Origin of the sequence: Shigella flexneri 2a str. 301, assembly GCF_000006925.2 — a bacterium.
Lineage (GTDB): Bacteria > Pseudomonadota > Gammaproteobacteria > Enterobacterales > Enterobacteriaceae > ECMA0423.
Genome location: NC_004337.2, coordinates 4,440,105 through 4,453,470 on the forward strand (window position 1 = coordinate 4,440,105; position 13,366 = coordinate 4,453,470).

The 13,366-nt window shown below is 50.3% G+C and carries 9 protein-coding genes; 4 read left to right on the plus strand and 5 right to left on the minus strand.

Features of this window, described 5'->3' with window-relative positions; genetic code table 11:
- Window position 1 precedes the first annotated feature (1 nt).
- Together ytfN and ytfM are read right to left on the minus strand one after the other, a co-directional pair.
- A complete protein-coding gene (gene ytfN, locus SF4266) occupies window positions 2-3,781 on the minus strand; it encodes a hypothetical protein (RefSeq protein NP_709977.1) in 3,780 nt (1,259 codons plus the stop codon).
- Window positions 3,778-5,511, minus strand: coding sequence for a hypothetical protein (gene ytfM / locus SF4267; protein ID NP_709978.1), 1,734 nt, complete (start codon window positions 5,509-5,511; stop codon window positions 3,778-3,780). Before ytfM ends, ytfN begins: the two co-directional genes overlap by 4 nt.
- A 205-nt stretch (window positions 5,512-5,716) precedes the next feature.
- Between ytfM and msrA the strand changes: the two genes are divergently transcribed.
- Both msrA and ytfL read left to right on the plus strand, forming a co-directional pair.
- The gene (gene msrA, locus SF4268; protein NP_709979.2) at window positions 5,717-6,355 is read left to right on the plus strand and encodes a methionine sulfoxide reductase A; all 639 of its coding nucleotides are present in this window, start codon (window positions 5,717-5,719) and stop codon (window positions 6,353-6,355) included.
- A gap of 322 nt (window positions 6,356-6,677) precedes the next feature.
- The gene (gene ytfL / locus SF4269; RefSeq protein ID NP_709980.1) at window positions 6,678-8,021 is read left to right on the plus strand and encodes a transporter; all 1,344 of its coding nucleotides are present in this window, start codon (window positions 6,678-6,680) and stop codon (window positions 8,019-8,021) included.
- A gap of 61 nt (window positions 8,022-8,082) precedes the next feature.
- On the opposite strand, the gene SF4269a is transcribed toward ytfL, so the two are convergent.
- Window positions 8,083-8,355 (minus strand): hypothetical protein, encoded by a 273-nt coding sequence (locus SF4269a; protein ID YP_008439296.1) that lies wholly within the window; start codon window positions 8,353-8,355, stop codon window positions 8,083-8,085.
- Window positions 8,356-8,613: 258 nt separating this feature from the next.
- Between SF4269a and ytfJ the strand changes: the two genes are divergently transcribed.
- Complete coding sequence (gene ytfJ, locus SF4270) at window positions 8,614-9,168, plus strand: hypothetical protein (protein ID NP_709981.1); 555 nt, start codon at window positions 8,614-8,616, stop codon at window positions 9,166-9,168.
- Between the two features lie 62 nt (window positions 9,169-9,230).
- On the opposite strand, the gene ytfI is transcribed toward ytfJ, so the two are convergent.
- Both ytfI and cysQ read right to left on the minus strand, forming a co-directional pair.
- Complete coding sequence (gene ytfI / locus SF4271) at window positions 9,231-10,169, minus strand: hypothetical protein (protein NP_709982.1); 939 nt, start codon at window positions 10,167-10,169, stop codon at window positions 9,231-9,233.
- Between the two features lie 211 nt (window positions 10,170-10,380).
- On the minus strand, window positions 10,381-11,121 hold the full coding sequence (cysQ, locus tag SF4272; RefSeq protein NP_709983.1) for a 3'(2'),5'-bisphosphate nucleotidase CysQ: 741 nt from the start codon (window positions 11,119-11,121) through the stop codon (window positions 10,381-10,383).
- A 189-nt stretch (window positions 11,122-11,310) separates the two neighbouring features.
- On the opposite strand from cysQ, the gene cpdB reads away from it, so the two are divergent.
- Entirely contained in the window at window positions 11,311-13,254 is a 1,944-nt protein-coding gene (cpdB, locus tag SF4273) for a bifunctional 2',3'-cyclic nucleotide 2'-phosphodiesterase/3'-nucleotidase (RefSeq protein NP_709984.2), read from the plus strand.
- The last annotated feature ends 112 nt before the right edge of the window (window positions 13,255-13,366 follow it).

Consider the following 13,366-nt stretch of genomic DNA (forward strand, 5'->3'; position numbering starts at 1 on the left):
GCTAAAACTCGAACTGATAGAGCAAATCCAGTGCCTGGTCTACACCAGACACGGCTTCCAGATATAGCTTAGGCATCAGGCGATAACGTAACGTGAGTGTTGCTATAGAGTCAAATATACCCACGCCGTATTTCACTTGCAGACCTGGCAATACATAGCCGCTGACCACTACCTGGGAGGAGTCGCCTACTCCCAGGGTGTCGAGCGCTAAATTGCTTACGCCAAACGTCTCGCCGATTTTACCCACAATCTGGCCACTTTGCGCAACCCCCAGACCAATCAGCATCGAGGTCATTGCCGCACTGTCGCTCTGATCGCTCTCCAGCCCTTGTCCACGTAGCAAATAAGACAATGCAGCTTGTTGCGACATCGCCGGGTCAGAGAAGATCTCCGCTTTCGGTTCGTCCGCCAGACCAGTGACGCGAACTCCGGCGATTACATCGTCTTCTGTAGCATCCGGGTTACGAATAGCTTCAATATTAAGATACGGTTGATCCGGCGGACCAGAGAACAGTAACTCACCCTTACGCACAATCAGATCCTGACCATAGGCATGGAAGCGCCCTTCAGGGATGTTGATCTGCCCGTTCAGGCCCAGCCCTTGTTTGTCCTGTACGACGTTAAGATCGCCCGTCAGCCGCGCTTTCAGGCCAAAGGCGTCAATGCGCACATTGTTGCCAACGTGGACAATCAGGTTACTGTTAATCGGAATCGACGCCGTTTTCGGCTCTTCCGGTTGCAGGTTATCGTTAAGCATCACCACATCGCTGGAGACGCCTACTGCGCTTTCCGGCAGATCGTGCACCACGATGCGCGCCCACGGGACATCCACGCGACCATCGAGGGTAAACAGGTTTGGTGTAGCCTCGAATACAACATCTGGCGATACATCCATTCGTACCATCGGCGGCACGGTGATCCGCACTTTACTGCCTTTCGCCGTTACTCGTGCCCGCCAGTTTTCAATTTGGCTCCAGTCGGCATCACCGTTCAGGTAGATTTCACCCTGCTGGGTCCGTACTGTACCGGCAAGCGTCGAGCGCATACCGTTAAAGTTGACCGCAAGCTGGCTCGGCTGCATATCAAACGGCATAAAGTTGCCGTCGATATCCACACCCGTAACCTGAAGCTGACCAAACAACTGCGGGCTTTGCACATCACCACCCAGACGCAAGTTGGCACTCACCATCCCCGCTGCTTTTTCCCCACGGGTAAAGATGGGGTTTATCATCGCAAGGTTGAAGTTACGGATATTGACGTTGCCACCAAGATTACGGCGGCCTTGCGGATCGGTCACCTGCACCTGTCCATCAAACTGGCCGTTATTGGTCAGGCGGATGGTCCAGCCCAATTCGGCACGGTTGTTACGCAATTCCGCCGTCAGATTCAGTGTCTGAAACGCCACCGGCAGCGCCGCATCGTTGACGGTTTGCGTTACCTGCACGTTACGCCCCGAAAGGGTGATACTGCCCTGCGGCAGCCCCTCTTTCGTGGTGTCCCAGGCAACATCCGCTTTACCCGTGAAGATACCGCTGGCCTGAGTGGTTTCTGGCATAAACGGTTTCAGCATGGCGAGGTCGAAGCGGTTGAGATTCACCACCGCACGCCCTTCGGCCCCCGCATCGATAGTTTGCGGCACGCACAGTTCCGCATTCGGGTTAAGCCAGCAGTGTGGCCCGATGCTGATTTTTTGCTCCTTATTGCGGTAATCCAGCGCAATATCGCGGGTCAGCGACCACGGGCCGACCGGCGTCTGGAAGCGGGTATTGCTAAGAGTTCCCTTCCAGCGTTCTTCTTTGCGATCAAAACTTCCTGCCAGATTAAGCTGCCCGGAGACAGGCTCGCCCTGAATCCGCAACTGTAGCTCGTGCTGCTTTTCGCTGCCTTTGGCATTCAGGGTGACGAGGTTGATATTTACATCCGGCTGCGAAATTTGCTCAACGCGTACGTCGAGTTTCCCGGCGATCTGATCGGTGGATTTAATGTCGCCTTCCACGCGAACCTGCGCCACGGAAAGTTCCTGCCAGCGCAGGCCGCGCGCGGTGATATCTGCCAGTAGTTGTGGCGCTTCCACCGTGCCGCGTACTTTCACCAGCCCTTTCGCTGTACCGCCAAGCCCCGGCAGCGCGTTATCCAGCCCCGGCGCGTTGATGGTGGCATCAAGATTGAGATCTTTTACCCCCAGCTCGCCTTTCACTTCGGCACTGTTTGGCCCGAGTTCCAGATGAAGCCCAGGGATCATCCACTGCATATAACTGTTGCCTTTCAGCGTGCCGTCAACGTTCACTTTGTTCTGTTTGACGTTACCGGTCAGCTTCAGTTCTGGCACCTCCATCTGCCAGGTGCCGCCGTACAGGCTACCGCGGGTTTTAATCAAGCCATTGAGTTTCGACGGCCACTCCGGGAACTCTTTGGCGGTGTTAATGCCATTAAGCGTTAGCTCACCGCGCCAACTAATGGCCTGCTGCCAGTCGAGCAACGCCTTGAGTTCAGTTTTCCCTTCCAGCGCCGCGACGGTGAGTTTGTCGAGATTGACCTGCTGTTCATTACCTTTGGCATCAAGGGTAATGGTGGCTGGCGGGATCTCCTGTCCCTTCACTGCCGTACGCATAGAGAGCGTGTAATCGGTCATTTTGCCGGTAAGTTTCAGTTTCAGATCATCCGCCTGATACTGCTTCTCACCAGTGAACGGCCAGTAAAGCTGTTTGCTGTTCACTTCCACGTTGAGTGGCAATCCGGCTTCCGCCAGTCGCGTCTGGGCGCGTAAATCCATATCCACCGGACCGGAAAGGTTAACGCCTATCTCCAGCTGTTCGCGCAGCGCGCCGCCCACTTTCAGCTTCACCTTTTCACCTTTCAACGGCTCCACGTTCAGTGTGCTGTTGAGGGTGATATCCACCGGCCAGTTGTCTGACAGCTGCGCCGTGCCGCTGGCGTTGACGATCCCCTGGTTGGAATCGATATCCAGGGCGTCCAGTTTAGTATTGCCGTCAATGCTGCTCACTTTCAGCAGCATGGTGCGCACGGTGATGTCCGTGTCGCCCGTCACGCGCAGCTGCTCGCCCTTAAACTCTTCAATGTTCAGGTTAAGCGGCAAATGCACGTCGGTCATTTCCGGCAATACCGGGCGAGAAAAGAGATCTTTCAGCGTTTCGCCGAGCGGCTTTTCCTCCGGCTGCGGATTTTCAATTTTCGGTTCGACCACTTCTTCCTGCGCCACTTCCACCACTTTCGGCAGAGCAATCAGCAGGCCTTTCAGCGACGTCGGTTTCAGGGTCAGGGTTTTCTCCTGCCAGTTCAGGCCGGAGGTGAAGTCCATCACCGACACCGTGGTGTCATCAATCTTGATGTTGACGTTGTCCAGCGCCACCCGTGTCAGGGTGATGGGATACGGCGTGGAGAGATCCAGCGGACCGCTATCTTCCTCTTCTTCAACCTGTTCAGAAGGAGGCATTTTTTTACTGTCGATGTTGACCTGAATGTCTTTCAGCGCCAGGTCATTAATACAAACGCTACTGTTCCACAGGCACTCAAGACCGACCCCCAGATGCAGATTACCCGCTTTTACCGCCACGCCTAGCTGCTCATAACGAACGTCAGACAAGGTGAGATCGCGCCAGCCGCCGGTGACCTTGCCAATATCCAGTCCTGGCACCCAGCGATCCGCCGCTTTAAATACAAGATGCAGGCCGCTGGTGGTGCCCACCAGAAACGCCACCGATCCCAGCAACAGTAAGATAACGATAACCACGCCGAGGCTGATTTTTTTCCATAAACTCATAATTCTGGCCCCAGACCGATGTAAAACTGTAACCCGTGTTCGTCTTTATCCGCGACCGGTACGGCAAAATCGAGTTTGATTGGCCCGACCGGCGATTCCCAGCGTACGCCGACCCCGGTACCGGTTTTAAAGTCGCTGCGGCGAATATCGCTTACCGCTTCGCCACTATCGACAAACACCGCGCCCCACCATTTTCCGGTCACGTTGTACTGGTATTCCAGCGATCCGGTTATCAACTTCGAGGCCCCTTTCAGGTCACCGTTGGCGTATTTCGGGGCGATAGATTTGTATTTGTAGCCGCGAATACTGCGATCGCCCCCGACGAAGAAACGCAGATCCGGCGGTACTTTGTCGAAATCACCGGTTTCAATCCAGCCCAGCGTGCCGCGTGTCACAAAGCGATGGCGATCGTACAGTGTGCGGATCCAGACGTGCTGCGCCTGGAAAACGGAGAAATCGACATCTGAACCCCAGGCCGTGTTGGAGTAGTCGATAGAGTAGCGTTGCGAGTCTCCCCAGGTTGGCATCAGGCCACCACGAGAACGCGTGCGGCTAATCATCACCCCAGGATAAAACAGCATCGTGGTGTTGGTAATTTCACCCTGGGTAAAGTGGTCGAGGCTCCAGCGCAGGTTAATGGCACGCTGCCAGCCGCTGGAGAGATCCCAGTAGCGAGAAGCCACCAGCGTAGTGGAGTCAGATTCGGTATCGTTCAGGTCAGTGCGCTTAAAACCGCCCTGCACCAAATAATATTGTTCCAGTGGATTCTTCAGCAGCGGCATTTTATAGCTGAAGTCGAGGGTCTGTTCCGGCGCGGAAATACTGGTACTGGTGGTCAAACTGTGACCGTATGAGTTCATCCACGGCTTTTTCCACGTCGCTTTCACGCGCGGTCCCACGTCCGTAGAGTAACCGACCCCGGTTTCGATGGTGTTTTCTGTTCGCGGCGAAACCACGCCCGTCAATGGTAATACTTTCGTTTCGCGCGCTTTATCAAATTGTGGAGCCACCACCACCGAGTTAAACCAGCCGGTAGCAGAAAGTCGGCGGTTCAGTTCCGCCAGATCTTTCGATTCATACTCATCGCCCTCTTTAAACGGCACCAGATTTTGCAGGTATTCATCGCGGATTTGTGATCCTTCAAAGGTCACATGCCCAAAGCGGTAACGTTCGCCACTGTTATAATCAATATCCCAGAAGGCTTTATGCAGGCCGAGCGCAATGCCCAGCTGCGCTTTGGTAAATTCGCTATCGAAATAACCTTTACGCAACGCAATACTGGTTAAGGACTTTTTGAAATTTTCATAATCGCCCTGGTTCAGTACCGTACCAATAGCCGGGCGAGTATCGAGCAATTTCAAATAGTCTTTATCGGTCCGCGCGCCGCCGCGCAATACCACATCGGTGCCGCCAATTAACACCGGCACACCTGGCGTGACTTTGGCGATCAATACCTGCCGCCCTTTCTTTGGCGGTGGACGGAGATCAAATTCAATGGTCGGCTGGTAATAACCCAGCGCTTTCAGACCTTCACGGATGGCATCATCGACGCGTGCGCGAAAGCGACGGTCTGGCGTCACTTCATCACTTTCAATCGTAGAAAGCTGCGCACGAACGTTCTTTTCCAGCTGTCCCGATAACCCCTCGACCTGTAGACGGACGTTCGCGGCGACGGCAGATCCGCTTAAGCAGAGTAAGCTTACACAGCATAACTGTCGGATATAGCGCACATTTTCTCCTGAATATCCTTTTTTCCTGCCCCTGGAACGCCGTTAAACGGCTTAACAAAAATCCAGTAATATGGATTAAAAAGCAGACTAAACCCCAAATATTTCTTATGTTTTACTTTAGACCTATTCACGGTGGTTATTGTGTGCAAATACGCCTCTTGTTACAACCTTAACCCCAATGACCGATTTTCGGGAGAGCGACACCATGAGTTTATTTGATAAAAAGCATCTGGTTTCCCCCGCCGATGCCCTGCCTGGACGTAACACCCCGATGCCCGTAGCCACGCTGCATGCGGTCAACGGTCACTCAATGACCAATGTACCTGACGGAATGGAGATTGCCATTTTTGCGATGGGTTGTTTCTGGGGTGTGGAGCGTCTGTTCTGGCAGTTACCCGGCGTTTACAGCACCGCCGCAGGCTATACCGGCGGCTATACGCCAAATCCGACTTATCGGGAAGTGTGCTCCGGTGATACGGGTCATGCCGAAGCGGTACGCATTGTTTACGATCCTTCCGTCATCAGCTATGAGCAGTTGCTACAGGTATTTTGGGAGAATCACGATCCCGCCCAGGGAATGCGTCAGGGCAATGACCACGGCACGCAGTATCGTTCAGCGATTTATCCGCTGACCCCAGAACAGGATGCCGCAGCTCGCGCCAGTCTGGAACGTTTTCAGGCGGCGATGCTTGCCGCCGATGACGATCGTCACATCACCACGGAAATCGCTAACGCCACACCGTTTTATTATGCCGAAGATGACCACCAGCAATATCTGCATAAAAACCCATATGGTTATTGTGGAATTGGCGGAATTGGCGTCTGTCTGCCGCCGGAAGCATAGCGTTACGGGTACAAATGTAGTTTGTTGATAAAGTGCTCTTTGTCTATGCCTGATGCGGCTTAAACGACTTACCAGGCCTACAAAATCGCCCAAATTCAATATATTGCAAGGACTGCGTAGGCCTGATCGGCATAGCGCATCAGGCAGTATTGCATTTATCAGCAGTCTGAATTTTAACCCTCTGGCGACTTTACAGTACCTTACGCTATACTAGCCACTGAAAATGCCGGTTCACTTTCTTCGAATCGGCTTTCAATGTGTATTTCACACAAATTAATCAACTTTCCCTTCCGAGGGTCTGGCCTGAAAGGTCGGATAAGATATGTTAAACAGTATTTTAGTCATACTCTGCTTGATCGCTGTAAGTGCGTTCTTCTCGATGTCCGAGATCTCGCTTGCCGCCTCACGCAAAATCAAACTTAAACTGCTGGCTGATGAAGGCAATATAAATGCCCAACGCGTTCTGAATATGCAGGAAAATCCCGGCATGTTCTTTACCGTGGTCCAAATCGGTCTGAACGCAGTGGCGATTCTCGGCGGTATCGTCGGTGATGCGGCATTTTCTCCAGCTTTTCACAGCCTGTTCTCCCGCTATATGTCGGCAGAGCTCTCTGAGCAACTGAGCTTTATTCTCTCTTTCTCGTTAGTGACTGGCATGTTTATCCTGTTTGCGGATTTAACCCCGAAACGCATCGGTATGATTGCGCCAGAAGCGGTGGCTTTGCGTATCATCAACCCGATGCGCTTCTGCCTGTACGTTTGCACCCCGCTGGTGTGGTTCTTCAACGGCCTGGCGAACATGATCTTCCGTATTTTCAAACTGCCAATGGTACGTAAAGATGACATCACTTCTGATGACATCTACGCGGTAGTGGAAGCCGGTGCGCTGGCGGGCGTGTTACGTAAACAGGAACACGAGCTGATTGAAAACGTCTTTGAGCTGGAATCCCGTACCGTTCCGTCTTCAATGACACCGCGTGAAAACGTGATTTGGTTTGATCTCCACGAAGATGAGCAAAGCCTGAAGAATAAGGTGGCGGAACATCCGCACTCTAAGTTCCTCGTCTGTAATGAAGATATTGACCACATCATCGGTTATGTCGATTCTAAAGACCTGCTGAACCGCGTGCTGGCTAACCAAAGCCTGGCACTGAACAGCGGCGTACAAATTCGCAACACGCTGATTGTGCCGGATACGTTAACCCTTTCAGAGGCGTTGGAAAGTTTTAAAACCGCAGGTGAAGACTTCGCGGTGATCATGAACGAGTACGCGCTGGTGGTGGGGATCATCACCCTCAACGACGTGATGACCACGCTGATGGGCGATCTGGTCGGTCAGGGGCTGGAAGAGCAGATTGTCGCCCGTGATGAGAACTCATGGCTGATTGACGGCGGCACCCCAATTGACGACGTCATGCGCGTGCTGGATATTGACGAGTTCCCGCAGTCGGGCAACTACGAAACCATCGGCGGCTTTATGATGTTTATGCTGCGTAAGATCCCGAAACGCACCGATTCGGTGAAATTCGCCGGCTACAAATTTGAAGTGGTGGATATCGATAACTACCGCATCGACCAGCTGCTGGTGACCCGGATCGACAGCAAGGCCACCGCCCTTTCGCCAAAACTGCCTGACGCTAAAGATAAAGAAGAAAGCGTCGCGTAACCCCCAGAAACATCAACGGCTCCTGAATCAGGAGCCGTCTTATTACTGCATAGCACTTTGGTTAAGCCATCTCTGTTTGCAGACGCATAACCTGACGGTTAACTTCGGACATCACTGACAAATGCAGCTTATCCTTCACTTTTGGGATAAGAATCTTACCCTTATCAAATTCAAAAGCGCCAATGTCCTTGATGTATAACCGTCCACGGAACAGGATCTTTACGTACTTCGCCACCTGAAGTGGGTTGTACCGTTGGAAAATTTTCATTGTTATCTCCTGCTGAGTATTACGCCTGTGCGGTGCCACAATCGGCCCAACTATTATGAGGCGCAAATTTTAATGCTTAGTGACTATAGACTATCCGGGCAATGTTTCCACCGCGTATAACTTTTTTTACCTAAAGGTTACAATTATTCAGAATTATCTTTTTACCGAAGCGCGGTCTTCAGTATAAGCATTCATTTTTCATATGATTTGTGCGCTTGACCGCAAACTGGCATCACACTTGCGGGAAATTCGATAAATAGCACATATGATTAAAACTCAGACCCAAGTGGTCGGATCACCTGCATATCATAAGAAGGAAACACCATGACCCTACGCAAGATTCTGGCACTCACCTGCCTGCTGTTGCCGATGATGGCTTCCGCACATCAGTTCGAAATCGGTCAGCGAGTGCCGCCGATTGGCATTACCGATCGGGGCGAGTTGGTGCTTGATAAAGATCAGTTTAGCTACAAAACCTGGAACAGCGCGCAGTTAGTGGGAAAAGTGCGAGTACTGCAACATATTGCTGGTCGCACCTCTGCAAAAGAGAAAAACGCGACGCTGATTGAAGCGATTAAATCAGCGAAGTTACCGCACGATCGTTACCAGACCACCACCATTGTTAACACCGACGACGCGATTCCGGGTTCCGGCATGTTTGTGCGCAGCAGTCTGGAGAGTAATAAAAAGCTTTATCCCTGGTCGCAGTTTATTGTCGATAGCAATGGCGTCGCGCGCGGTGCCTGGCAGCTGGATGAAGAAAGTTCCGCTGTAGTGGTGCTGGATAAAGACGGTCGCGTGCAATGGGCCAAAGACGGGGCGCTCACACCGGAAGAGGTGCAGCAAGTGATGGACCTGCTGCAAAAGTTGCTCAAATAATGGCAATAACATAAATTCTGGAAAAATAATTTTCCCCTATCGTTATCTATGGGATAGGGGAATTAAGTCTCTGAGTTCTTACACCGAACTAATACTGGTAACGCTAGTTGCTCTTTTTTAAACGCCTCAATGGTCGATTTATATTTCTCGCAAATCTTTTCTTTGGTAATATTACTATCTGCGGCCAGATTCGCACTTACTATCGCATCCACTTGTTCGGCTAATTCGACTTGTTGGCAACCTGCATTAACCAGAAAATTATAAATAAGAGAGTAATCTTCATCCTCCAAAACAACAGAGGAACCATTACGAAAACGTTCATCCCCTCCATAGATTTTAAGCGCAAAGCCCAAAGATTCTATGACTATGGCAAAATTATCATCAATTATTTTTTCGTAAATATACCATCCATCGCATTCTTTAATTCCACCGCCTGGTATTTGGAGTTCAAATTTACCCCGTTTTAATTTGCTTACTACATCCTCCAATAAGGCATAACCGAAAGATACGTCACCAAACGCCTGGCGAATATAACCTTTAATCCTTTTTGGTATGTCAGACTGTTTTTTCTGCAAAATATCACAGGCATACAATCTTCTGTTTTGTTCTAACGGAAACTCGCGGTTTTTGAAATCCATGAATGAGTTATACTCATTTATTGTTATGGGAATTTCTTCGTATTCAAACCCACTGCCTCGCAATGTTATTGTATATTCAGCACCGTTATCTTTAAGGCTGAAACTGATAAGAAAATTATCCATGGCATTAACAGTTTCATTTTTTGATGAAAGCACTTGATAACTATTTTTATCAATCTGTGTTGCGCAACGAAAGGACTCCCGCAAAGTTAACAGACTATCATAATTCGAAACCCAATCTTTTTTCTTAAATGCATGCTGAATATTATTAAAAAAATCGTTTGAATGTGTTTTTGTATGCGATGACTTTACAAATAACTCCACCGCACCAATAAAATTATTGTGTCTGATCCTGGGTAACATATGGCTACCTTATTTTATTTGGTTATTTTATGTCGCCATTAAATATCTCATTATAGAAGTAAACTATCAAAAAACGCTCATTATTAAAATGTAACTTACTAGCAATTGAATTTTTGCACTTTAAATACAATCTCTTTTTATTTATAACTTTTTAGGTTGGGATAAATCAGGATGGCAGAATCAGGAAATACACTGTTTCTGCCATCTGAATTTAGTAAATGGACACTCTGAACCCCGGATTCAGGAACGACTCGCGCGGAGTGTAATCCAGCGGTTTACCCTGCCAGTCGTGAACGTGCGCTCCGGCAGCTGCAGCCACAGCATGTCCGGCGGCGGTGTCCCAAATATTCGTTGGTCCGAAGCGCGGGTACAGCTGCGCCTGTCCTTCCGCCACCAGGCAGAATTTCAGCGAAGAGCCGATGGACGTGGTCTGATGTTCGCCAAGCTGTTGCAGATACTCTTTCAGCTCCGCATCTGCATGGGAACGGCTGATAACCACCAGCGGCGGGCGCGCATCGCGGACCTGAATCAGCTTGCGCACACCGCACTCTTCTTTCCAGGCCTTGCCTTCTGCCGCGCTGTACATTACGTTCATTACCGGCGCATACACCACACCTAAAATCGGTTTGCCATGGTCAATGAGCGCAATGTTAACGGTGAATTCGCCATTACGTTTAATAAACTCTTTAGTACCATCCAGCGGGTCTACCAGCCAGTAACGCTGCCAGTGCTGACGGACTTCCCAACCGGGAGGATCTTCTTCAGAAAGGACCGGAATATCCGGTGCCAGCGTACGTAAACCGTCCATGATAACGGTGTGAGCGGCAATATCCGCTGCCGTTACCGGAGAATTGTCCGCTTTGCTGACGACGTCCATCGGTTTCGTCCCGTCGTAGACCTGCATAATGGCATCGCCTGCATTCCGTGCAAGCTGGCATACTTGATCTAACATTTCTCCACCTCGTCTCTGTGAGCGGTGTTAACTTATTGTTTTACTTATACCCTATCGTTAATGAATGCGCCAACTGTGATAGTGTCATCATTTTCAAAGCGTAAAATTGTGGCATTCTTCACTGTTCTATAAGTAAGGCGTTTATTCTCCCTTTTCTTTCGTATTCCCGATGATAAAAGGATGTCCCTGATGATTAAGTTTAGCGCAACGCTCCTGGCCACGCTGATTGCCGCCAGTGTGAATGCAGCGACGGTCGATCTGCGTATCATGGAAACCACTGATCTGCATAGCAACATGATGGATTTCGATTATTACAAAGACACCGCCACGGAAAAATTCGGACTGGTACGTACGGCAAGCCTGATTAACGATGCCCGCAATGAAGTGAAAAACAGCGTACTGGTCGATAACGGCGATTTGATTCAGGGGAGTCCGCTGGCCGATTACATGTCGGCGAAAGGATTAAAAGCAGGTGATGTTCATCCGGTTTATAAGGCGCTGAATACGCTGGATTATACGGTCGGTACACTCGGCAATCATGAATTTAACTACGGTCTGGATTACCTGAAAAATGCGCTGGCGGGAGCGAAATTCCCTTATGTAAATGCCAACGTCATTGACGCCAGAACCAAACAGCCAATGTTTACACCGTATTTAATTAAAGATACCGAAGTGGTCGATAAAGACGGAAAAAAACAGACGCTGAAGATTGGCTATATTGGCGTCGTGCCGCCGCAAATCATGGGCTGGGATAAAGCTAATTTATCCGGAAAAGTGACGGTGAATGATATTACCGAAACCGTGCGCAAATACGTGCCTGAAATGCGCGAGAAAGGTGCCGATGTCATTGTCGTTCTGGCGCATTCCGGGCTGTCTGCCGATCCGTATAAAGTAATGGCGGAAAACTCAGTTTATTACCTCAGTGAAATTCCGGGCGTTAACGCCATTATGTTTGGCCATGCTCACGCCGTTTTCCCGGGTAAAGATTTTGCTGATATCGAAGGGGCTGATATCACCAAAGGCACGCTGAATGGTGTTCCGGCGGTAATGCCGGGCATGTGGGGCGATCATCTTGGGGTGGTCGACTTACAACTCAGTAATGACAGCGGTAAATGGCAGGTGACGCAGGCGAAAGCGGAAGCACGGCCGATTTACGACATCGCCAATAAAAAATCCCTCGCGGCGGAAGACAGCAAGCTGGTAGAAACACTCAAAGCCGATCACGATGCCACACGCCAGTTCGTCAGCAAGCCAATCGGTAAATCTGCCGACAATATGTATAGCTATCTGGCGCTGGTGCAGGACGATCCGACCGTGCAAGTCGTGAACAACGCGCAAAAAGCGTATGTCGAACATTACATTCAGGGCGATCCGGATCTGGCAAAACTGCCGGTGCTTTCAGCTGCCGCACCGTTTAAAGTTGGTGGTCGCAAAAATGACCCGGCAAGCTATGTGGAGGTGGAAAAAGGCCAGTTGACCTTCCGTAATGCCGCCGATCTTTATCTCTACCCCAATACGCTGATTGTAGTGAAAGCCAGCGGTAAAGAGGTGAAAGAGTGGCTGGAGTGCTCCGCCGGACAGTTTAACCAGATTGCTCCTAACAGCACGAAACCACAGTCACTCATCAACTGGGATGGTTTCCGCACTTATAACTTTGATGTTATTGATGGTGTGAATTATCAGATTGATGTTACCCAACCCGCCCGCTATGACGGCGAGTGCCAGATGATTAATGCCAATGCAGAGCGGATTAAGAACCTGACCTTTAATGGCAAGCCGATTGATCCGAACGCTATGTTCCTGGTTGCCACCAATAACTATCGCGCTTACGGCGGCAAATTTGCCGGTACGGGCGACAGCCATATCGCTTTTGCTTCACCGGATGAGAACCGCTCGGTGCTGGCAGCGTGGATTGCTGATGAGTCGAAACGTGCGGGGGAAATTCATCCGGCGGCAGATAACAACTGGCGTTTAGCACCGATAGCTGCCGATAAGAAACTGGATATCCGTTTCGAAACTTCCCCGTCAGATAAAGCCGCAGCGTTTATTAAAGAGAAAGGGCAGTATCCGATGAATAAAGTCGCGACCGATGATATCGGGTTTGCGATTTATCAGGTGGATTTGAGTAAGTAAAACACTTCTTTTTCGGCCTATAAATCAACCGCATCCGGCATTTATTGGCGGATGCGATGCTGCCGTATCTTATCCACCCTACAAGCCATGAACCGTAGACCGGATAAGCGCA